The organism is uncultured Stenotrophomonas sp. (assembly GCF_913778665.1).
GTDB lineage: Bacteria > Pseudomonadota > Gammaproteobacteria > Xanthomonadales > Xanthomonadaceae > Stenotrophomonas.
Genome location: NZ_CAJYVQ010000009.1, coordinates 16,124 through 37,789, shown reverse-complemented (window position 1 = coordinate 37,789; position 21,666 = coordinate 16,124). Strand labels below are relative to the sequence as shown.

General features: G+C 62.0%; 23 protein-coding genes. 11 read left to right on the top strand and 12 right to left on the bottom strand.

The features are described 5' to 3' along the window. Window positions 1-7: 7 nt before the first annotated feature. The 3 genes from QZ853_RS12355 to QZ853_RS12345 form a co-directional block, all read right to left on the bottom strand. Window positions 8-508: a hypothetical protein gene (locus QZ853_RS12355; protein WP_295573593.1), complete on the bottom strand. Its 501-nt coding sequence runs from the start codon at window positions 506-508 to the stop codon at window positions 8-10. 92 nt (window positions 509-600) lie between these two features. Beyond that, window positions 601-1,188, bottom strand: a complete 588-nt coding sequence (locus QZ853_RS12350; protein WP_295573590.1) for a TetR/AcrR family transcriptional regulator — start codon at window positions 1,186-1,188, stop codon at window positions 601-603. A 142-nt stretch (window positions 1,189-1,330) separates the two neighbouring features. Next, a complete protein-coding gene (locus QZ853_RS12345) occupies window positions 1,331-2,428 on the bottom strand; it encodes an NAD(P)/FAD-dependent oxidoreductase (protein WP_295573587.1) in 1,098 nt (365 codons plus the stop codon). Between the two features lie 80 nt (window positions 2,429-2,508). Between QZ853_RS12345 and QZ853_RS12340 the strand changes: the two genes are divergently transcribed. The 8 genes from QZ853_RS12340 (at window position 2,509) to QZ853_RS12305 (ending at window position 6,985) form a co-directional block, all read left to right on the top strand. Further along, on the top strand, window positions 2,509-2,964 hold the full coding sequence (locus tag QZ853_RS12340; protein ID WP_295573585.1) for a MarR family winged helix-turn-helix transcriptional regulator: 456 nt from the start codon (window positions 2,509-2,511) through the stop codon (window positions 2,962-2,964). Between the two features lie 129 nt (window positions 2,965-3,093). Then, window positions 3,094-3,549 (top strand): SRPBCC domain-containing protein, encoded by a 456-nt coding sequence (locus QZ853_RS12335; protein WP_295573583.1) that lies wholly within the window; start codon window positions 3,094-3,096, stop codon window positions 3,547-3,549. An 11-nt stretch (window positions 3,550-3,560) separates the two neighbouring features. Beyond that, complete coding sequence (locus QZ853_RS12330; RefSeq protein ID WP_295573580.1) at window positions 3,561-3,875, top strand: metalloregulator ArsR/SmtB family transcription factor; 315 nt, start codon at window positions 3,561-3,563, stop codon at window positions 3,873-3,875. Between the two features lie 2 nt (window positions 3,876-3,877). Then, window positions 3,878-4,336 carry an SRPBCC family protein gene (locus QZ853_RS12325; RefSeq protein ID WP_295573577.1) on the top strand — a complete coding sequence of 153 codons (459 nt, stop codon included), beginning with the start codon at window positions 3,878-3,880 and terminating at the stop codon, window positions 4,334-4,336. Window positions 4,337-4,470: 134 nt separating this feature from the next. Continuing rightward, window positions 4,471-4,890, top strand: a complete 420-nt coding sequence (locus tag QZ853_RS12320) for a helix-turn-helix domain-containing protein (RefSeq protein ID WP_295573575.1) — start codon at window positions 4,471-4,473, stop codon at window positions 4,888-4,890. Then, window positions 4,887-5,753 (top strand): alpha/beta hydrolase, encoded by an 867-nt coding sequence (locus QZ853_RS12315; RefSeq protein WP_295573573.1) that lies wholly within the window; start codon window positions 4,887-4,889, stop codon window positions 5,751-5,753. The genes QZ853_RS12320 and QZ853_RS12315 overlap by 4 nt, the downstream gene beginning before the upstream one ends. After that, window positions 5,746-6,123 (top strand): DUF4180 domain-containing protein, encoded by a 378-nt coding sequence (locus tag QZ853_RS12310; protein WP_295573571.1) that lies wholly within the window; start codon window positions 5,746-5,748, stop codon window positions 6,121-6,123. Before QZ853_RS12315 ends, QZ853_RS12310 begins: the two co-directional genes overlap by 8 nt. 97 nt (window positions 6,124-6,220) lie before the next feature. Then, window positions 6,221-6,985: a hypothetical protein gene (locus QZ853_RS12305; protein WP_295573568.1), complete on the top strand. Its 765-nt coding sequence runs from the start codon at window positions 6,221-6,223 to the stop codon at window positions 6,983-6,985. Here QZ853_RS12305 and QZ853_RS12300 read toward each other — a convergent pair. Then, window positions 6,982-7,764: a 3-hydroxybutyrate dehydrogenase gene (locus QZ853_RS12300; protein ID WP_295573565.1), complete on the bottom strand. Its 783-nt coding sequence runs from the start codon at window positions 7,762-7,764 to the stop codon at window positions 6,982-6,984. The two genes, QZ853_RS12305 and QZ853_RS12300, sit on opposite strands and share 4 nt — an antisense overlap. Window positions 7,765-7,891: 127 nt before the next feature. Here QZ853_RS12300 and QZ853_RS12295 point away from each other — a divergent pair, with 127 nt between their 5' ends. Beyond that, a complete protein-coding gene (locus QZ853_RS12295) occupies window positions 7,892-9,049 on the top strand; it encodes a hypothetical protein (RefSeq protein WP_295573563.1) in 1,158 nt (385 codons plus the stop codon). A 346-nt stretch (window positions 9,050-9,395) separates the two neighbouring features. On the opposite strand, the gene QZ853_RS12290 is transcribed toward QZ853_RS12295, so the two are convergent. Together QZ853_RS12290 and QZ853_RS12285 are read right to left on the bottom strand one after the other, a co-directional pair. Next, window positions 9,396-9,890 carry a hypothetical protein gene (locus QZ853_RS12290; RefSeq protein ID WP_295573561.1) on the bottom strand — a complete coding sequence of 165 codons (495 nt, stop codon included), beginning with the start codon at window positions 9,888-9,890 and terminating at the stop codon, window positions 9,396-9,398. Window positions 9,891-10,001: 111 nt separating this feature from the next. Next, window positions 10,002-10,841 (bottom strand): type 1 glutamine amidotransferase domain-containing protein, encoded by an 840-nt coding sequence (locus QZ853_RS12285; RefSeq protein WP_295573558.1) that lies wholly within the window; start codon window positions 10,839-10,841, stop codon window positions 10,002-10,004. Between the two features lie 97 nt (window positions 10,842-10,938). Here QZ853_RS12285 and QZ853_RS12280 point away from each other — a divergent pair, with 97 nt between their 5' ends. Next, window positions 10,939-11,856 (top strand): LysR family transcriptional regulator, encoded by a 918-nt coding sequence (locus QZ853_RS12280; RefSeq protein ID WP_295573556.1) that lies wholly within the window; start codon window positions 10,939-10,941, stop codon window positions 11,854-11,856. Window positions 11,857-12,409: 553 nt separating this feature from the next. Further along, entirely contained in the window at window positions 12,410-12,766 is a 357-nt protein-coding gene (locus QZ853_RS12275; protein WP_295573554.1) for a hypothetical protein, read from the top strand. A gap of 128 nt (window positions 12,767-12,894) precedes the next feature. On the opposite strand, the gene QZ853_RS12270 is transcribed toward QZ853_RS12275, so the two are convergent. The 6 genes from QZ853_RS12270 to guaB all read right to left on the bottom strand — a co-directional run bounded on the left by QZ853_RS12270 (window position 12,895) and on the right by guaB (window position 21,457). Further along, complete coding sequence (locus tag QZ853_RS12270; protein WP_148563084.1) at window positions 12,895-13,848, bottom strand: hypothetical protein; 954 nt, start codon at window positions 13,846-13,848, stop codon at window positions 12,895-12,897. Window positions 13,849-13,852: 4 nt separating this feature from the next. Then, entirely contained in the window at window positions 13,853-15,667 is a 1,815-nt protein-coding gene (locus QZ853_RS12265) for a hypothetical protein (RefSeq protein ID WP_295573553.1), read from the bottom strand. Between the two features lie 29 nt (window positions 15,668-15,696). Continuing rightward, complete coding sequence (locus QZ853_RS12260) at window positions 15,697-16,593, bottom strand: hypothetical protein (protein ID WP_148563082.1); 897 nt, start codon at window positions 16,591-16,593, stop codon at window positions 15,697-15,699. A 1,257-nt stretch (window positions 16,594-17,850) separates the two neighbouring features. Beyond that, window positions 17,851-19,416 (bottom strand): glutamine-hydrolyzing GMP synthase, encoded by a 1,566-nt coding sequence (guaA, locus tag QZ853_RS12255; RefSeq protein WP_005413109.1) that lies wholly within the window; start codon window positions 19,414-19,416, stop codon window positions 17,851-17,853. Then, complete coding sequence (locus tag QZ853_RS12250) at window positions 19,413-19,892, bottom strand: hypothetical protein (RefSeq protein ID WP_345777905.1); 480 nt, start codon at window positions 19,890-19,892, stop codon at window positions 19,413-19,415. Before QZ853_RS12250 ends, guaA begins: the two co-directional genes overlap by 4 nt. Before the next feature lie 107 nt (window positions 19,893-19,999). Further along, complete coding sequence (gene guaB, locus QZ853_RS12245; RefSeq protein WP_295573551.1) at window positions 20,000-21,457, bottom strand: IMP dehydrogenase; 1,458 nt, start codon at window positions 21,455-21,457, stop codon at window positions 20,000-20,002. Window positions 21,458-21,666: the final 209 nt, after the last annotated feature.

The following is a 21,666-nucleotide window of genomic DNA, read 5'->3' as shown; positions in this document are numbered from 1 at the left end:
GGCGGTCTCAGCCACGCGTGCGTGCAGTGCGCGCATGAAGCATCCAGCACTGCGCCAGGAATCCGATTGCGAATAACAGCGCGCACCCGAGCAGCGTCTGCTGGATCACCGGTGCCAGGGGCGCAGCCGCAATGGGATGGCCCACTGGCAACCGCGTCAGCGTTTCATTCACGCCCGGCACCAGCGACAGCAGGAAGCTGAAAGACAGCGCAAATGTCGACAGATAGCGCGCTGCGCGACCCAGCCAGCGCAGCCGCGCGGCCAGCACGCCCCCGAACGCCACCAGCAGCACGATCACGCCGAACGCGTGGCCTGGATTAAGGCCACCCGTGCTGGACACGGTGAATGAGGTAGCGACAGACAGTAGCAGTCCGGCCAGGTACACCTTGCCCGAGCGTGTGGCTGGGGCGATTGCGCGATGGCGAATGAAGGCATACAGGCCGCTGAGAACCGGGATCAGGCTGACAACGGTATGGAACACGCCAAGCATGGACAGTGGGTGCGACATGGAACACTCCAAGGATTAAATGAATCTACTAGTAGGTAGGCGACGAGTTCAAAAAACAGGGCCTACGTTGCCGCAGGCCCACCACACATCGCTCAGGCAGTGGCGCTCACCCGCGCGATGGCCAACTGCGCCAGTGCAGCGAAGGTCGCCGCATCTCCGAATCCGCGCGCGGCCAGCATCGCGCCATGCACCGATGACATGAACGCCTTGGCCTCGTCCGTAGCCGAACCCTGCAGCCGCAACTGGCCCTGCGCTTCGCCCTTCTCCAGCGTCACCGTCAACCAGCCGCTCAGATCCTCGAAATGCCCTCGCACTTCTTCGGCAATCTCGGCAGGAATCATCGGTGCCTCTGCCGCCAGCATCGCGCAGATGCAGAACGAGGACGTGCCACCGGCGATACAGCTGGACCAGTAGTCCACATAAGCGTTAAGTTCCCGCAGCGGGTCGTCCAGCTGTCGGTCCAGCAGCGCCAGGCCTTCGCGCGCCTCGGCGCGATACAGCGCTACCACCGTGCGCACCAGATCCGCCTTGCTGGGGAAGTGGTGATGGATGCTGGCCTTGCTGATGTTCACCCTCGCCGACACGTCTGCGTAGCTGAAGCCGTTGTAGCCGCCGGCCTCCAGCAGCGAGCGGGCGTGGGCCAGGATCTCCTGAGCCTTGGGGGACAACGATTCTTTCATGGCGCCAATCTACTAGTCGGTAGACTCTCCCGTCAACCCCCAGAAGCTCACGTGGCAAGACCGACGCTGCAACCGCTCTACTTCGGCGCCGGGCGTCGCCCCCGCACGGCGTCGGGCAACCGGTCGATTACCAGTCAAGCGATCATCGACCGCCCTCAGCAGCGCCTTCCGTAATGAACCAGCGCTGGAACCCCTCGATCGCATCCGGCATCAGCGCGCGGGCGCGTTCGCACACCAGCGCTTCGGCTTCGTGGATGGCGCTGATCGCATCCGGCTGCGCGCACAACGCCATCGCCACATCCGACGCGTCCAGCATCGCCAGGTTCACACCCACGCCCACCGGCGGCATCAGATGCGCCGCATCGCCGATCAGGGTCACGCCATCGCACGGGGTCCAGCGGAAATCCGCCGGCAGGCTGTAGATCGGCCGCCGCACGAAGTCCGTGCAGGCCTCCAGCACGCGCCGAAGGTTCGGGGCCCACCCGGCAAAGCTGCCTGCCACCAGCGTCCGCATGCCGTGCTGTGCAATCCGTGCATCGAGCCACTCGGAGGAGCGCTTCAGCGCCGCATACACGCAGAGCCGATCGCCGCTGTTGCGTTGCACGAACAGGGCTTCCTCGCCGCCAAAGCAGAACAGGCTGCCCTGCCCGACCATCGCTGCGATGTCCGCTGCTGGCCGCTCGATCCAGCCCTCGAAAAACGTAATGCCGGTTGGCAGCGGCTGGCTGGCACTCAAAGCCGCGCGCACTTTCGACCATGCACCATCGGCACCGATCACGATGTCAGCCTCCCGCTGCACGCCGTTGGCAAAGCGCAAGCGGTGGCCGTCCGCCTGTGCAGGGACCAGTTCGGCCAGGCGGTGGCCCCACTGCACCGTGTCCGCCGGCAGCGCGTCCAGCAGCAACTGGCGCAGGTCGCCACGGTCGATCTCCGGCTTGTCCTTGCTCCCCTCCGGCCCGAACCCACCGGAGGTGATCTCCCCTGACCACGGGTCGCCCATCCGTGCCTCCTGCCCCTCATGCCGTGCGACTGCACGGAAGGCCTCAAGCAGGCCCGCGCGTTGCAGCGCCACCTGGCCGGAATCGTCGTGCAGATCCAGCGTGCCTCCCTGTGCACGCTGCTGTCCGGACGATTCACCCTCGTACACGCTCAAGCGGTAGCCACCGCGATGGAGGATCAGCGCAGCGGTCAGGCCAGCGGGACCTGCGCCGATGACGGCGATGCGGGGAGGGTGCTGCATGGCGCGATCCACGTGAGTTGATATGTCAACCGTAGAACGAGCAAGTTGACATGTCAACCATGTCCCGGCAACGTGCAGCCATGACCTCCCCCAGCATCACACCCGACGAATGGGCCGCCTGGCGCGGCTTCCGGCGCATGGCCGAGATCACCTCCGGCCGCATCGTTCAGGACATCACCCGCAGTACCGGGCTGTCCAAAGCCGACTTCATCGTGCTGATGGAGCTGAGCCAGGCCGAGGATCGTTGTCGCCGCCAGCGCGAGCTGCTGGACTACCTGGAATGGGACAAGACGCGGCTCTCGCATCAGCTGACGCGCATGGCCGCCCGTGGGCTGATCGAGCGCGATACCAACAGCGACAAGGTCGTAGTGATCCGCATGACCGCAGAAGGTCACGCGCAGCTGAGCGCAGCACGGCCGCTACACATAGCCGGCGTCCGCCAGTATTTCCTCGACCATCTCTCTGCCGATGACCTGGCCGCTCTGCAGCGGATCACCGACAAACTGCATGCAGCGCTGCAGGACGCGGAAAACTGACGCATCACCGAGGTAGCGCTGGCACTACCACGGCCGCAACTCCATGGGCCGGGTTTGACATGCAGTCATTTACCTGCATATAGTCCATCCCGAAGGCGGCGCCTGCCTGCCCATCGCGAGGAACCGGCAATGGTGGATATCGCACACAGGGTCGGCATCAAGGCCCCCGCAAGCCAGGTGTATCAAGCACTGGCCACCCCCGAAGGCGTCGCCGCCTGGTGGGCCGAAGACACCCATGGCGATCGCAACGTCGGCGGCACGGTCAAGGTTCGTTTCACCCACAACGGCCAGGAAATCGGCGCGATGGAAATGCAGCTGGAACAGCTCATTCCCGGCGAGCTGGTGCTCTGGAAGTTCCTGGCTGGCCCCGCCGAATGGATCGGCACGCATGCGCGTTTCGCACTGAAACAGGAAGGCGACTACTGCATCGTGCTGTTCACCCACGAAGGCTGGAAGGAACGCGTCGAGTTCACCTCCCACTGCAGCACCAAGTGGGCGGTGTTCCTGATCAGCCTCAAAGCCCTGCTGGAAACCGGCAAGGGCCAGCCCAACCCGCACGACGTCAGGATCGACAACTGGAACTGAAGACGCCCCGCATGAATGCAGACAAGGTGTTCAAGGCCCTAGCCGACCCCACGCGCAGGACGCTGCTGGACCTGCTCTGCGCAGACAACGGCCAGACGCTGGGCCAGCTCTGCGAACACCTGGACATGGCCCGGCAATCGGTCACCCAGCACCTGGGCCTGCTGGAAGACGCCAATCTGATCAGCACCGTGCGCCGCGGCCGCGAAAAGCTGCACTTCATCAACCCGGTGCCGTTGCACGAAGTCTACGAGCGCTGGGTACGCAAGTTCGAGCAGCAGCGCCTGAGCCTGCTGCATGACCTGAAACGCGAACTGGAAAGAGAATGACGATGTCTGCAGAGACCACCCGCTTCATCCACGTGATCTACATCGCCTCCACGCCACAGAAGGTGTTCGAGGCCATCACCCGCCCCGAGATCGCCAGCCGCTACTGGGGCCATGAAAACGTCTCGGACTGGAAGCCCGGCTCGCGCTGGCAGCATGTGCGTGCCAACGAAACGCGCTCGGTCGAGCTGGTCGGCGACGTGGTGGAAAGCACCCCGCCCTCGCGGCTGGTCATCACCTGGGCCGCCGCCTCACAGGCCGACAATCCCGCTGCCTACAGCCGGGTCACCTTCGAGATCGTGCCTTACCAGGACATGGTGCGGCTGACCGTTACCCACGAGGAACTGGAACCGGGCAGCGGCATGGACACCGGCATCCGCCAGGGCTGGCCGATCGTGCTGTCCAGCCTGAAGTCGCTGCTGGAGACGGGCAAGGGGCTGGATGTGTTTGCGAAGCCAGCGTAGTCGTCGGGATGGTTGGCCCGCGCGAGCGGCACTGGGTAGATGCCCTCCTGTCACCGCCGCCGCGCAATCCCCAATCGCTCCCAACAATTGAATTTCATGGAACAATAGGGAGCACATGGTTCTCGAGTTCCGATATGTCCCCCGCGTTGCTAACCGTCGAACAGGCTGCCCAGCAGCTCAGCCTCCACCCCAAAACCGTCCTGCGGCATATCCGTAACGGCCAACTGCGCGCGACCCGCATCGGCAAGTCCTATCGCATCACCGCTGAAGACCTCGACGTGTTCACCGGCACCGTGCGTGAGCCCTCCGCTGCGCGCCCACAGCTGACCACAGTGGTGGATATTCCCGGATGCGGTGCGGCACGTGCCGCCGACCTGGTCCGTGCCCTGCATGCGCGCGTCACCGGCCGCGAGGCCGACGATGAGCGGCTGCGCATGGAGACGATCTATTCGCCTGAGCACGATGTGCTCAAGCTGATCGTGATCGGTGGCCTGGAAGGTTCCACGGCGCTGCTGGTCAGCCTGCAGCGTCTGCTGCAGGACCGCAGCGCATGAAGTGGCAGCGCCCCGGCATTCCCACGCAGCACGTACTTGCCGCCTATCGCCAGGTGCTTTCGGACTGGCCGGTACCCCACGAATCGCACCATCTCGCCACCCGCGCCGGTTCGACATTCGTGGTCAGCTGCGGCCCGGAACACGGCCCTGCCCTGGTGCTGCTGCATGGCACCCTCAGCAATGCCGCCAGCTGGATGTTCGATGCAGAACGTTGGAGCGAGTACTACCGCGTGCATGCCGTCGACATCATTGGCGAACCGGGCCTCAGCGAAGGCACGCAACCTGCGCTGGACAGCGATGCGCATGCGCAATGGCTGGATGATGTCCTCGACGCACTCGGCGTGGAAAGCGCAGCATTCGTGGGCCTGTCGTTCGGCGGCTTCCTGGCACTGGACTACGCGCTGCGAAGGCCTGCCCGGGTCAACGCACTGGTCCTGGTCAGCCCCTCGGGTATCGGGCGCCAGCGTGCATTCCTGCTCAAGGCACTGCCACTGTTGCTGCTTGGCCGATGGGGACGCGAGCGCCTGCGCCGCGCGGTCATGGGGCCCGCGCCGCTGCATGCACCTGCACGTGCGCAGCCGCTGCTCGACCTGCTGGCATTGATCCGTGCCGAGGTTCGGCCACGCCCGCTGCGCATTCCCCGCATCAGCGACGAGCGGCTGGCTGCGTTGCATCCGCCGGTCGCTCTTGTCATGGGCGCGCGTGATGCCCTCATCGACACCCCTGCCGCCGCCGAACGCATGAAACGGCTCGTCCCGACGGCGGACGTGACCCTGCTGGCAGAGGGCTACCACTACATCCCCGGCCTGCGCGAAGACATCCTCGCCCGGCTGCGTCAACTGCAGAACCTCCAGCATGAATGATTCCATTGAACACATCGGCACCACCCGCCTCCTGCGCATCGCGCCGCAGGGCCCCGCACTCGATGCCAACGCCATGCGCGACCTGGTCGGCGACGCCCTCGGCCATCAGGCCGAGTGGATCGCCATTCCGGTGCAACGCCTGTCGCCAGACTTCTTCGAGCTGCGCTCCGGCATGGCCGGGCAATGGCTGCAGATGCTGGTGAACTACCGCCTGCGCTTCGCCGTGCTGGGCGACGTCAGCGCTTACCGCGCACAAAGCGAATCACTGGACGCGTGGATCACCGAATGCAACCGCGGTCGCGACGGCTGCTTCGTGGCCGACTGGGATGCCCTCTTGGCCCGCCTGTCGGTCTCGGCCAGCGCGGGCTGAACGCCAGCCCCGCGCTCACCCTCACCGAACCCGCTTCCGACTGCACTCCGACGCCGCCCGCCACAGCATCACCCGCAGGCTCCCCAGGCGATGTTCGATGCCTGCTTCAGACGCAGATTCCCTGCACAGCAAAGTGGCGGCGGTCACCCTCGGCTTCTGGGTGATGAAGATCGCCGCCACCACCCTCGGCGAGACTGCGGGCGATCTGCTGTCGATGACGCTCAATCTGGGCTACGTGGCCAGCTCGGCCATCCTGCTGGCGATCTTCGCCGGCCTGCTGGGCATGCAGTTGTCGGCACGGCGCTTCCACCCGCTGCTGTTCTGGTCGGTGGTGCTGGCCACCAGCACCGCCGGCACGACGATGTCCGACCTGCTCGACCGCACGCTCGGCCTGGGTTACGCCACCGGTGCCAGCCTGCTAGCCAGTTGCCTGGCGCTGGTGCTGCTGGCCTGGCGGCTGTCGGAAAAGTCGATCTCGGTCAGCAACATCGCATCGCGCCGCGCCGAAGGCTTCTACTGGACCGCCGTGTTGTTCTCCAACACGCTCGGCACCGCGCTGGGTGATTTCCTCGCCGACGATTCCGGGCTCGGCTTCACCGGCGGCGCGCTGCTGATCGGCAGCCTCATCGCGCTCACCGCGCTGGCCAGCCGCATCAAGGGCATCAACCGGGTCATCCTGTTCTGGATCGCCTTCGTGCTCACCCGCCCGTTCGGCGCCACCTTCGGCGATCTGCTCACCAAGCCGCTGGAAAAGGGCGGGCTGGGCTTCGGCACGGTCGGCTCGTCGCTGGTGCTGTTCACCCTTCTGGTAACGCTGGTGGCGCTGCCGATGCTGCAGCGTAAGGCGCAGCCAGCCAACTAACGGGCCGTCCAGCCCCCATCCACCGGCAGCGCCGTTCCGGTGACCTGTGCGGCGGCATCCGACGCCAGGAACACCACCATCTCGCCCAGCTGCTCGGGCGTCACGAACTGCAACGACGGCTGCTTCTCGGCCAGCAGCGCACGGGCGGCGGATTCCTGATCCGTGCCGTCCTTCTCCGCCAACGCGGTGATCTGCTGCTCCACCAGCGCCGTTCGCACCCAGCCCGGGCAGATCGCGTTGGCGGTGATGCCGCTGCCCGCATTCTCCAGCGCGGTCACCTTGGTGAACCCCACCACGCCATGCTTGGCCGCCACATACGCCGACTTGTTCACCGAGCCCACCAGCCCGTGCACCGACGCGATGTTGATGATGCGGCCGGCGCCCTGCTGCTTCATGTGCGGCAAGGCCGCTGCCGTTGCATGGAACACCGCCGACAGGTTCAGCGCCAGGATCGCATCCCACTTCTCGACCGGGAATTCCTCGATCGACGCGGTGTGCTGGATGCCCGCGTTGTTCACGAGGATGTCGATGCGGCCCATCTTCGCAACGGCGTGGTCGATCATTCCGCGCACCGCCTCACCCTTGGACAGGTCCGCGCCATCATGCGTCACCCGTACACCGAACTCGGCTTCCAGGCCGGTACGGATGCGTTCGATCTCCGCCGCATCGCCGAAGCCATTCAGCACGATGTCGGCGCCTTGCCGCGCCAGCGCGGTGGCAATGCCAAGACCGATACCGCTGGTGGAGCCGGTGACCACCGCAACCTTGCCAGAGAACATGGGCGAGCTTCCATCGGGGGCAGGCCATCAGTGTAGCCCCGCAGATCCACGCCACACGTGGATGCTCCCTCTCGGCAGGAATTCGCATTCCCTCTATATTCACCACCCTCCACCCAAGGATGGCTCGATGACCCCCTGCAAGGCCCTGCTGCCCTTCGTTGTTGCCGCACTGCTCGCCCCTGTCATCAGCCAGGCCGCGTTGCCCGCGCCGCCAACCACGCCGCTCACCACCGGCAGCGTGCAGGTGGATATCGCGAGCGGCCGCGTAGAGGGCGATGTGTGCGTATCCAATTCCCCCGCCAACGCCCAAGCCCACTTCGTGCTCAACGCCGGCCTGAACGTGGCACGGGTCACCGATGGCGAAGGCAAGCCGGTCGGCTTCGATGGCTGGTTCGGCCCGGGCGTGGATGGCGAAGCGCGCGTCTACACCCTGGCCGAGCCCACCGCCACGCTCTGCGTGCAGTACGTAGGCGCGTTCCCGCTGTACCCGAAGCACGATGCCCTGGGCGACTTCAAAGGCATGATGGCCTTCAACGGCGACAGCGCCCGCTTCACCGAGCAGTCCGCGTGGCTGCCGCAGGCGTTCGACCCGAAGGCGCGCGTGCGTAGCAGCCAAAGCCGCTACGACCTGCAGGTCGACTGCACCGGCTGCCGCTTCCTGTATCTCAATGGCAGCCCGGCCATCGAAGGCGCGCAGGGCCAGTTCCGCAGCGACAACGCGCGGCCGATCCTGCTGTTCGGCGGCAGCGGCCCGATCACCCGCACTGCGCAGGTCACGATCCTCAACGAGACCCTGCCCACGGCCAAGGTCGATGCACTGTCCAGCACCGTGCAGAAAGTGGCCGACGTGCACAGCCGCTACATGGGCGTACCACTGGCCGACCGCCCCACCTTCCTGCGCATGGTCACGCTCAACCAGATCGAGCGCGACCGCGAAGGCAGCGAATGGGGCTTTGCCACCTGGCCGACCATCGCCATGAGCGGCAGCATCGGCAACGTGGCCGATTCACTGCTGGCCGGTGGCGAGAAGGCCGAGCGGCGCGTGCAGTACATCGCGCACGAAATGGGCCATTACTACTTCGGCACGCTCAACCGTCCGCAGGGGCCGTATTTCTGGTTCCTGCTGGAATCCGGCGCTGAGTTCCTGTCGATCAAGGCGCTGCGTGAGATCAGTGGGGACGCCGCGGCGGATCGCCACATTGCGCGCCTGCAATCGGCCGTCGACAAGACGGACAAGCCGCTGCCCGCGTTCGATGCCATCGACGGCAACTCGGATCTGGGCTAACTGTACCGCTACGGCTACGGGCCCTTGCTGCTGCTTTCGCTGGAAAAGCAGGTAGGCGAAGCGAGAATGCAGGCCTTCATGCGTGGGCTGCTTGCGGCGCCTTCCCCGAAGAACTGGGCGGAGCTGCAGGCCGTCGCACTGATGGCTGGCATCGATGCCAAGGCCTGGGAGCATTGGCGGGCAAGCTGTGTGGCGGGCGGCAGGCAGAGATGCCAGTAGGCCCGCGCCTTGCGTAGATGGACTCCCTCAACGCCCGCACATCTCAACCATGCAGCACTGTGTCCAAGGCAACCCGCCCTCCTGGACCCTCTGTTTGCCAATCAGCGCTGCTGATATCGCCGCACAATCAGAAGAACAGACCCGCCTGATCGACGGTTGCCAGTGGATTGGCCTTCCGCACCGCCTCCAGGAAGAGCAGGAAATCGCGGTTGAACAGGGTCAGGTTATTGGTGAACGTCACGCACTTTCTGCCCGACGCTTTGCTGAAGCACACCTGCCAGACATAGCGCCCGTAGATCCTGTCGGACGTGCGTGTGACTGAGGTGATCTGCGAAAGCGGAACCGCCGTGGGCACCGGTCCCCGCCGCAGGTAGAACGCGTCCGTATCGAAGAAGTAGTGCTCACGATCCTCTTTGCCATCCACCATCACCAAGGTCATGGACGTGCCGGAGATCCTGCGAGGCGGGTTCAATTGCAGCCCGGATTCCAACGCAGAACGCGCGGTCGCTGACATTCGCCGAAGGAAGAACCAAAGGGTCAACAACGGAAGCGCCGCGAGCACAATGAAGCCTGCGGTCTTCAAAACAGCTTCCAGAGTGTTTGGCACACAGATCTCCAGCATGAACGTTCGGGCAGTCGTGGTAAGGGACTTCCCTGGAAAACCGGCCCCGCCCATAAGGACGAAGCCAGTCCGCCATGGTGCCACGGCACAGCAAGCGATGCAGAGCCCGCCTTACTTCAACCGCTCCACCAACCGCTGCCCCACCTCCAGCGCCGAAGCCGGGTTCTGCCCGGTAATCAGCTCGCGGTCCACCACCACATGCCCGGCCCACGGCGTGGTGTTGCTGCTGAACTTCGCCCCCGCCCGCTGCAACGCGGTCTGCGGGTAGAACTTCATCTCGCCACCACCCAGCAACGGCTTGGCCTGTTCTTCTTCCTGGTTGCTGATCACCGTCATCCGGTAGCCGCTGTAGATCCACTTCGGCGTAGCCGGCATCACCCCCGCTTCCAGCTTTGCCACGAAACTACCGGCATCCGGCAGCGTGGAAAGCAGCGCGATCGGCCCATGGCAGACCAGCGCGGTGGTCTTGTTGCGCTGGTGGAAGTCGGCCAGCAAGCGACCCAGCGCCGGGCTCTTCAGCAGATCCTGCATCGGCGCGTGGCCACCGGGAATGTAGACCGCATCGAAGCGCGCGTAGCCCTGCTGTTCGACGCGCGCCAGGCTGACCACAGGCGAAGCCGTCGGCGAGGTCAACGCCAGTTTCTCTAGCAGGTCCTTGTGCAGCGTCAGCTGCGCGGCATCGTTGCCGAAGTACGCCGGCGTTACCGAGGACGCATCCACCGTCGGCGCCCGCCCCTGCGGCGTGGCGAAGGTCACCTCGTGGCCGGCGTCCAGCAGCAGCTTGACCGGCTGCATCAACTCGTTGAGATAGAAGCCGGTGGGCAGCACCTTGCCGTCCTTCAGGTCCATGTGGTTTTCGTCGGACAGCACCACCAGCACGTTGGCGGCCTGCGCGCCGGTGGCGGCCAGGGTCAGGGCCAGCGCTGCGGCCAGCCGGGTCATCAGGTTCATGGGTAGCTCCTAATCGGGGAATGACGGCCACTTTATTCATCGCCCCAGCGGCGATAAATTGGCCCCGTCGCAAAACATCTGTTCCCCGGAGAGCCAAATGAGCCGAAAGTTCGACTACCTGGGCGATGTAGAGGTGTTCCTGGCGGTGGTCGAGCACGGGTCGTTCACGGCCGGCGCGGTGGCGCTGTCCACCACGCCCTCGGTGCTGAGCCGCGCGGTCACCCGCCTGGAAGCGCGGCTGGGCCGGCAGCTGCTGCAGCGGACCACCCGCCGCGTGGGCCTGACCGACGCCGGGCGGCTCTATCTGGAACAGGTGCGCACCGCCTTCGGCCTGCTGGACGACGCCGAGCGCGACGTACTGGCCCAGGACGGTGCGCTGGCCGGCCGCGTGCGCCTGAGCGTGCCCACCACCTATGGCCACTACCGGCTGCCGCCCGTGCTGGCGCGCTTTGCGCAGCAGTACCCGCAGGTGCAGGTGGAACTGAACATCACCAACCGCAACGTGGACCTGGTGGCCGAAGGCTTCGACCTGGCCATCCGCCTGGGCCAGTTGCCGGACAGCGGGCTGGTGGCGCGAAAGCTGGAAGACGCCCCGCTGCTGCTGGTGGCCGCGCCGGACTACCTCCAACGCCGCGGCACGCCGCACACGCTGGACGACCTGCAGCAGCACCTGTGCCTGCCCTTCGTGATGCCGCGTACTGGGCGGCTGGCGCCGTGGATCTTCCGCGACGGTGGGCGCGACGTGGACTGGCTGCCGCGTTCGTCCATCGAGACCTCCGACGATGTGCTGGGCGTGGTGTCGCTGGCCGAACAGGGCATCGGCATCTGCCAGAGCTATGCGTTCATCGTGCGCGAGCGGTTGCAGCGTGGGGAGCTGGTGGAAGTGCTGCCGCAGCTGCGCGGGCGGTCGCGGCCGTTCTCGGTGATCTATGCACCGCATCGGCGGCAGTCGGCGGCGGCGCGGGCGATGATTGAGTTGCTGGTGGGGAATGCGGCTGAGGATCGCGCTGGTTGAAGCCGCAAGGCTCGCTGGCGGTGTCGGGTTTGAACCGATTTTCGGGGTGTGCGGTCTGTCGGGTGCCACTGCCTGCCGAAGCAGACTAAGAACTGTTGCAAAGAAGACCGTCGCGCTATTCGCTTGTGGCGTGGGCGATTGCGCCAGTTTGATTCGCCATCAGCAGAGCAGCTGCGCGAATGCGTCCGGCGGTGTCGCGTGCTGCACGAATGGTGCGTGCAACAATAGTTCTTCGCTCTCGGATTCCGCGATTCCTTCGCGAATTTCTATTGGCATTCGAAGCGGCGGCGTAAACACCATGGCGCGCCACCGAAAAAGGGTGGCAGCGGGTCTGCAAACCCGTGATGAGAGATGCACCTGTAGTTTGCGCTTGCCCGTCGGCACCGTCCTTAACCGGTGCCGGCGGGCAATCCGTCGGCCTTTCTGGCGGGCGGTGCGTGGGGGCCCTCGGGCCCACCGGTCTATGGTGCTATTTCATCCCGGTTTGCAGCCACGCATCGTCCGCCACCTCCTCACGGTGGCGCTGTTAAGCACAGCCACGGAAGCCGACGCCATGAACGAATCCGACACCCTCTCCTCATACACCGTTGTTGAGCCCATCAACGACGACACTCCCCTGCCCGACCTGAACTCCCTGCTCGGCATCCTAAAGCGCATGCGTGGCTGCGAGGGGGCAGATGGGCATCCGTGGCCAGAAACCGATGTCTCGCCAGGCCGCCGCGTGAGTCTGGCCAGGAGCGAGCGCGCGATGGTGGGAGCGCTGACGGTGTTGGAGGTGCTGCACGCGGCAGACCGCTGCCGGGTGGCAGCGGACCCGGAACGGCATCTGGATGAGGGGGTTGTGGATGGGTTGTTTCTAGCTTGCCGGGGGTTGGTTGAGTGGGGTTGTCATGAGGTTAGGCCGGAGTGACCCGCAATGGCCGCCGTGCTCAGATTGGAGTCTGCTCACAAAGCGGAAGCCACCATCTGGTCACGGGTACCCGCAATCAGCAATTCACGGCTGCTCAAGGAAACGCTGGCGCACGTCAAACTGAGGCATCAGACTCTGGCAAAATCCCTTCGGAACTCGGATATCTCGAATAGACTAACCCTAGCTATTCCTTTCGTTCGGGAACGGCTTCTTCGCGGATGATCATAGACAATCTCCGAAGCCACCTGATTATCAATATTATAAAGAACAGCACCGAGGCAGTGCGGCTTGGTGCCAATAGGCGCGATCCGCAAGTGGTGCCCGGGACGCTGAGCGGCTATTTTCTCAATTGCATAGTAGGCACTGAAGGGACAGTTGGCACGCGAGTAGGTTGCATTGCGCCAAGCTCTCGTTTCCTCCAAAGGGACCTGATTGCCGAGATACGTACTAAATGGGTACTCCTTCTTAAATCCCGGAACACCAATTATTGGAAAAACTCGATCAGGACTGGGCTCAATCTGATCAAGCATATAGGACAATCTTGCTCCTTCGAAGCCCATCAGGGGGACGAATATCGAAGATTCGTCATCGATAGACCGCAATGCAGCAAAGCCTGGAATTGGCTGAATTCCAGTTATTCTTTCGCTAAGGTCAAAAAGAGATCCCACCCCGGGCGTAGAGCTCCTCGCGTAATCCTCCGGCTCGATATAAATACTTCTAGTTTGCACACCAATCTCAATACATGCACGAATAATTGGCGCCCAAATGTGAGCGGGGATACTCGTCAGATCGACATCAAGAGATCCACCAGTCACCTCTTGTATGGTAGATCTGAGCTGATCAGGGTCTCTCAAGTTAAGGAACGTACTACAGCCACGGAAATGACTCTCCGCCTGATTAAGATTATCCGTTTCCTTCAGCACCCAGAAGCTATCCGGGGCGCGCTCATTCATTGCCTGAACATGACTCCCCCTCTCTTCGGTACTATCACCAACGGCAATCACCACCTCCGAACTCAAAAGGAGATCAGGAAGACTATTGAAAGTCTGAGAATAAATAGGACGATCAGTAATTCTTGTCATCGCCTCAGATCCCGAGATCCATCTGACTGGGCAATCCAAAAATCGAACCCTCTCTATTCTGCCGGAGCAGCACTGCCCGAATCCCCTCGGCCTTGCCCTCCGACAGAGAAATTATGTCATCCGAAGTAAGTAACATCTTGCGCTTCTGGCGATAGCTGTATTCGAAGTAAGCACTAAAGATGGGATGCAGGGAGTAATCATAATCTCGAATATCCTCGGATTGTTGCAACTTCGTGCCGGGCCGCCTGACCAATGCAAGATGCATCACGCACTGCTCAAGAAGTTCTTGTGCAGCCCGGTCACCGCCAACGCTTGGTGGAGATTCCAAGCGAAACTGCGTAACTTCGGGCGTATGCCCTAAGGGAGACAACGCCATCACCTGGAAGACACGACCCAGGCTCAACGCAAGCTTTGTCATTCGCCCGCCGAGAACTGAAAGACCTTCAAGCTCCCTAAGGTTCTTCTGTCCTATCAATCGCGCTGCCTCAGTCTGCGCTTCGATTGACACATGACTTGAAGGACCGGACTCAAGTTGAAGATAGATAGATCTATGAACCAGCTCAAGCAAGTACCTAATATTTCCATTTGCGAGCTTGCAGAGAACATCCCAGCCACAATAATATTTTCTAAATCCTCGCTTACCTTGCTTAAGACTGAAGAGTATTGGAATCTTGTAATTATTAAGCCGGTCCGCGATGCTTGAATCCGTAGTCGTCCGCATGAGCTCGCGGACACGGGTGGGACTACCATCTTCCAGCATAAACAGACAATACTGCTCAAGAAGCGAGTATGTTTTGAATCGCTCTCGCTCTGCTGAGTCCATCACCGCAAACACACTTGCCACTGGCTCCTGCGCAACCCGCTCGATTCCTAGCTTAAGCGCTTCATCGTCCGCGCTTATTCCCGGGAAGAGCGATCTAACCGCTTCGGGATCATCAAGCCTAGCCCGCCTTGCGCACACCTGCGCCGCAAAGACCTCAAACGAAGCCCCAGATGTGAGGCGCTCCGATATGTCGATTCTTCGAAAATCGGCTGGATCAATCAACTGTTCAGTAGCGTTTACAGTGCATCGCTCACGAACTCCGAGTTCTTTCACGCCAATTTTAAAGGTATATGGCGGCCGCGAATGCTTGACAAGTGTATTAACAATTCTCTGTTGATAGTTGGAAAGATTCTCGAACTCATCAATAAGAAAGTAAAACGAAGCATCGCCTACCACACCCGAATCGGCAATGCTATCAAGGAGTGAGTCAATGGGCATTCCCAACGGAGTAAGTCTAAGGTTCGGCTTTCGACCTATCGAATTGATCGCGGTTTCAAAATCTGCCATCTCAGATTTAACAGCCAACAGAGCACCCGAAGCTGTACCCACTCGCATGCACGAGAATATTGTGGCAACCAAGTCCAGAACTTCAGAAGGCAGCGAGCGCTCACCCTCCTGATTGGATTCCCTCCAAGCGAAGAACTCCAATATTGACACGACTAACGTGAGATTAAGGTAGTGTCCAAACAGTCGATCCCACTCACTTTGGTCAAGCTCTGGCCCTTGAAAGGCTGCGACACGACCAGTGTTGATCTTGTGATACAGACCAATGATCCCTAAATCATCCAATCGACCTTGAATCCGGTCCGGGGGAGTGGCGAGCCGAACACGATACGAGAGAGATTGCAGAGTTGTGGTTTTTCCAGTTCCTCGTCCGCCAATAAGGAAGCAGGGCTGCAACGTTAGCAGCTCTGGAAAGTATCCTGGCTGAGTAAACTGATGGGCAAGACTGAGCTTGTCGTGCTCAGCTCTAAAGCTTGAGAACACCTGCGCCATGCTGGCATCAATGAGCTGTGTAGGCACGATCACGTCCTCTTAATAAGCGGGTGCCAGTTTTCTTCATGATAGAAGATCGGCAAAGTTGCATCTGGCGTGGAGTGCTCAAAAGACAAGCAAAGTCCCAACTTCCCAAAACCCTGCCAATCATCTCCTTGAATGCCTGCGCGAGAACTTGCGGCGTGGATCATCTCAACACCCTGCTCCCTAAGCTCCTCAGGCCAGACCTGAGAATCTGGAGTAAGGGCGCTATCTCGCCCATCAAGCACATGGGCAGCACAAATCGATACTTGCGGCGCGACCTCCGCGACGCAGTCAACCCCCGATTTTGTGGCAATCAACGGTATAAAGTAAATGGAAGTGGAATGATAGGAAACTTCCCTCTTGAAGTTTGACTCATGAGCGGAAGAGATTGAATAGAACCTCTCCCAAGTAGCCGAGAACTGGCTTCCACTTCCTAGAAAATCGTCGACAAAGACAATTGGTCGGCCAGATCCGGACGAGAGAATTCGCAGCGCGCGCTCCGGCGTAACTATGTTAGCTTCCGGTATTCCTAGCGCCGTTCTTGCCAGCCGAGCGAATATATGTCCGCTGTCAGTAGTACTCGGAGTCTCACCCTCCACATGAGTTACCACTACGTTCTGCCTGAACCACTCCCAATTCTCTCGCCTAGAGTCCGTCGGCCCGGTTAAATATGGACTGGTACTCAGCTGATGAAATGCAGATATAAAAAGGGCGGAAACAACGGATCTATTCAAGTAGACGAAACCACTAAGAAGATGCCCAGCTAGAATCCGCTCACCTTCATTAAAGTTAGAAAGCCATCCACTCACATCCAAGTCTGCGGTATTGGGCCACAGATTTATGAGGCTGAAGAACTCCGCCTTGCGCAACGACAGTTCCGGCTCTTCCAGAATCCATTCCACTATTAGTTATCCTATTTAAGCAATGTCGAAAGCAGATTATTTAATCTAGACACCGTAATAAACGGTGCGCCCGTGCCGATGTATGCGGATTTCAGAGTCGCGTAATGCTCCATGAGAGCCTCAAAGATCGATTCGATCTCTTCGCGATCTTGAGCCTGGATGGCAATTACACAATCAGAAAGCTGAACCCGTCGCCCCGCCTCCAACATGCATACCTTCGACTTTGATGGCCTCCCGACGCGGTGGATTAGTATCGCCGGGCCTGTGATGACCTGAACTGGATCAACATGCAGGCTGGACCTGCTAACCCTGGAATTTGTAAGATTCGTGCTGTGTATGAATTCGACCCGGGGCCCTCCACGCTTAGGCTTTACAGTGTGGACATGAACACGTCCGCGAGTAATGGTAGCGTGACTAAAGAGTGTCGGCGTCTCTGTACTTCTTTCTTCACCCTCTGACAACTTTCGTGAAAGCCGCACGATAGCCGCCTCGGCAAAGCAACCCGGAAACGAGCCTCGCGGAAGCTTCTCTACTAGATGGATGGACCAATCACGCTCAAGGCGTAGTCTTGCACTACGATCTTTCTCCCCATACAAGGAAGAGATAGGGAGAATGGCACAGATCTCGGCATGCTGTGAGGCGTATGCAGTAGCGCGAAGTAGAAACCGCAACGCAATGCTTGGCACAGGTCTACTGTTCCCGGCGACAGCCTGCCCCCTCATGGAGAAGGGCGGATTCAGGAGAATCAGGTCAACCGCCCCTTCGCGTCCAGCCAACGACTTACAGGACCTTACCGATCGCTCCAGCAAAAAATCACATGTTCCAGCTATCCAAGTAGGGTTCACAGCTTTAATCTGACGTACAAGCTTGCTCTGTATGTCAGTTGCAATAATTACTGCAGATGGCCACCTATCACTTGCTGCGCGCAAGAGACTGCCGTCTCCGGCCGAAAAATCCGCAACCAGCTTCGGCAAGGAAATACTCGAGGCTGCTGCCACTCTTCTCGCAATCGTAGCTGGCGTTGGATAGAAATCAAAAACCATTGATGAAGACCTGGCCGAACCTTCCTGATTGAGACACTTAGCGCTTGATTCCAACATAGGATATCTTGCCTAGTTGACTACAGTTGACGCGGTGTAGCACTGAGTGACGTTCACCGAATCGCTCTAGGCAGCAACGGGGCGCGGATTTTCATACGTAGAAATTAGCATGTAGCCCATACAACAAGGGCGCCTCTCGGCGCCCTCGTTCTTCAACTCATTCCCACTCAATGGTCGCCGGCGGCTTCCCCGAGATGTCATAGACAACCCGCGACACCCCCCGCAACTCATTGATGATCCGGTTGCTCACCGTCCCCAGGAACTCATACGGCAGATGCGCCCAATGCGCCGTCATGAAATCAATCGTCTCAACGGCCCTTAGCGCAATCACCCACTCATAAGCCCGCGCATCGCCCACCACGCCCACCGACTTCACCGGCAGGAACACGGCAAACGCCTGGCTGGTCTTGTCGTACAGGTCCGCCTTGCGCAGCTCATCAATGAAGATGGCATCGGCCTTGGCCAGCAGCTCGGCGTACTCGCGTTTCACTTCGCCCAGGATACGCACGCCCAGGCCCGGGCCCGGGAACGGGTGACGGTAGACCATGGTGCGCGGCAGGCCCAGCTCGACGCCCAGGCGGCGCACTTCGTCCTTGAACAGCTCGCGCAGCGGCTCCACCAGGCCCAGCTTCATGTGCTCCGGCAGGCCGCCCACGTTGTGGTGGCTCTTGATCACATGCGCCTTGCCTGTCTTGCTGCCAGCCGACTCGATCACGTCCGGGTAGATGGTGCCCTGCGCCAGCCACTTGGCGTTCTTCAGCTTGTTCGACTCTTCGTCGAAGATCTCAACGAAAAGGTTGCCGATGATCTTGCGCTTGGCTTCCGGGTCGCTCACGCCTTCCAGCGCGGCGAAGTAACGGTCGGCGGCATTCACGCGCACCACCTTTACGCCCATGTGCTCGGCGAACATCGCCATCACCTGGTCGCCTTCCTGCCAGCGCAGCAGGCCGGTATCCACGAACACGCAGGTCAGCTTCTCGCCGATGGCCTTGTGCAGCAGTGCGGCCACCACGGACGAGTCAACGCCGCCGGACAGGCCCAGGATCACTTCGTCATCGCCCACCTGTTCGCGCACGCGGGCGATCTGGTCGTCGATGATGTTGGCGGCGGTCCACAGGGTCTGGCAGCCGCACACGTCCACCACGAAGCGGCGCAGCAGCGCCTGGCCCTGCAGGGTGTGGGTCACTTCCGGGTGGAACTGCACGCCGTACCAGCGCTTCTCTTCGTTGGCCATGGCGGCCACCGGAATGCGGTCGGTGGTGGCAGTGATGGTGAAGCCCGGCGGTGCAACGGAGACGTGGTCGCCGTGGCTCATCCAGACATTCAGCTTCGGCTCGCCGCCGTGGTCGCTCAGGCCCTTGAACAGCGCATCCGGGTTGATCACGTTCACTTCGGCGTGGCCGAATTCGCGCTGATCCGCCGCTTCGGTGGCACCGCCCAGCTGCGCGGCCAGGGTCTGCATGCCGTAGCAGATGCCGAAGATCGGCAGGCCGCTGTCGAACACTTCCTGCGGCGCGGCCGGGGCGCCCGGCAGCGTGGTCGATTCCGGGCCACCGGACAGGATGATGCCCTTGGCGCCGAACGCGGCAATCTCGGCCGGGTTGTGGTCCCACGCCCAGATTTCGCAGTAGACGCCCAGCTCGCGGATGCGGCGGGCGATCAGCTGCGTGTACTGCGCGCCGAAATCGAGGATGAGGATCTTGTCGTTATGGATGTTGGTCATGGTGCCGTTCCAGTGGTGTTTTTCGCAGCGCCCGGCGCTTCAAGGCTCTGCGTCAGCGTGGCGATGAACGCCTCGCGTTGTTGAATATGTGAGGGATCTTCCTCGTCCCAGCGCAGCATCAGCAGGCCGTGCGGTGCGTTGGGGTTGGCGCGGTCGGCGCGCGGCAGCTCGGCGATTTCCTGCACTTCGGTGCCGGGCACGATGCGCCGTTGCAGCGTGTGCATCGGGTAACCGGAATCCACGGCGTTGCCCCAGAACGCGGACTGCACGCTCATCCGCTTCGGCTCCAGCGGCCCCAGCTCGGCGGTGACCACAGGATCTTCAAGCCTGTCACCCAGATCGGTAACGCACCGCAGGACGACCTGCAGCGGGCGCTCGCCGGTGCCTTTCAGCAGCCAGCGCTGCTCGCCAGCGGCCTGCACCTGCCAGCCCTTCGGCAGCGAGAACGCGTTCTGGCACGCCTGCACGTCCTGCAATTGCGAAACCGCCGCGCCCGGAGACCCGGAGCGCGGCGGCGGTTCGGACAACGAACAGCCTGCCATCAGCAGGCTGCCCGTAATCGCAAGAGCAGTTCGCAAGCGCATCAGGCGCGGTAGTTCGGCGGCTCTTTGGTGATGGTCACGTCGTGGACGTGGCTCTCACGCTGGCCGGCGCCGCTGATCTTCACGAACTTGGGCTTGGTGCGCATGTCGTCGATGGTGGCGCAGCCCACGTAACCCATGGTGGCGCGCAGGCCGCCCATCAGCTGGTGGATGATGCCGCCCACCGGGCCGCGGTACGGCACGCGGCCTTCGATGCCTTCCGGCACCAGCTTGTCGGCGGTGGCGGCGTCCTGGAAGTAGCGGTCCTTCGACCCCTTCTCCATGGCAGCCAGCGAACCCATGCCGCGGTAGCTCTTGTACGAACGGCCCTGGTACAGCTCGGTCTCGCCCGGCGATTCCTCGGTACCGGCCAGCAGGCCGCCGACCATGATGGTCGAGGCACCGGCGGCCAGCGCCTTGCCGATGTCGCCCGAGTAACGAATGCCACCGTCGGCGATCAGCGGGATGCGGTCCTGCAGCGCTTCGGCCACCAGGTCGATTGCGGTGACCTGCGGCACGCCGACACCGGCGACAACGCGCGTGGTGCAGATCGAGCCCGGGCCGATGCCGACCTTCACGGCGTCCGCGCCGCTGTCCAGCAGCGCCAGTGCGGCTTCGCCGGTGCAGATGTTGCCACCGATGACCTGCACGTTCGGGAAGTTCTTCTTGACCCAGCTGACGCGGTCCAGCACGCCCTGCGAGTGGCCGTGCGCGGTATCGACCACGATCACGTCCACGCCGGCGGCAACCAGCGCTTCCACGCGGCGATCGGTATCGCCACCCACGCCGACGGCAGCGCCGACCAGCAGGCGGGTCGACAGATCCTTGGCAGCGTTCGGGAAGTCGGTGTTCTTCTGGATGTCCTTGACGGTGATCAGGCCACGCAGTTCGAACGAATCATTGACCACCAGCACCTTTTCGATGCGGTTGCGGTGCAGCAGCTGCAGCACTTCATCAGACGCGGCGCCTTCCTTGACCGTGATCAGGCGATCCTTCTTGGTCATGATGTGGCGGACCGGATCGTCCAGCTCGGTCTCGAAGCGCATGTCGCGGTGGGTCACGATGCCGGCCAGCTGGCCGTCGCTGCCCACCACCGGCACGCCGGAGATGTTGTGCGCCTGGGTCAGGGCCAGCACGTCGCGGATGGTGGTTTCCGGGCCGACGGTGATCGGGTCGCGGATGACGCCGGCCTCGAACTTCTTGACCTTGGCCACTTCCGCGGCCTGCTGTTCCAGGCTGAGATTCTTGTGGATGATGCCCATGCCGCCGAGCTGGGCCATGGCGATGGCCAAGCGGGCTTCGGTGACGGTATCCATCGCGGCGGACAGGATCGGAAGCTTCAGCTTCAGGTCTCGGGTCAACCGCGTTTCGAGGTTGACGTCCTTGGGCAGGATGGTCGAGTGGGCGGGGACGAGCGAGACGTCGTCGTAAGTGAGTGCTTCAGCCTGGATGCGCAGCATCGGCATACCCGAGATGTGGGGAAGCGCGACATTTTACCCCTTTTCAGGGGCCAAGAACAGCATTTTTGCTGACCAGAACTGGAACTTCGCGCGACACAGTGTCGCAACCGCTCGGCTGCTTTCCGCCAGACCGCGATGAGCCGAGCATGGGCTCGGCTCTACAGCGGGCCCAAGGCCCGGCGCCGCCTTTGGTGGGCGCCAACAGCAGG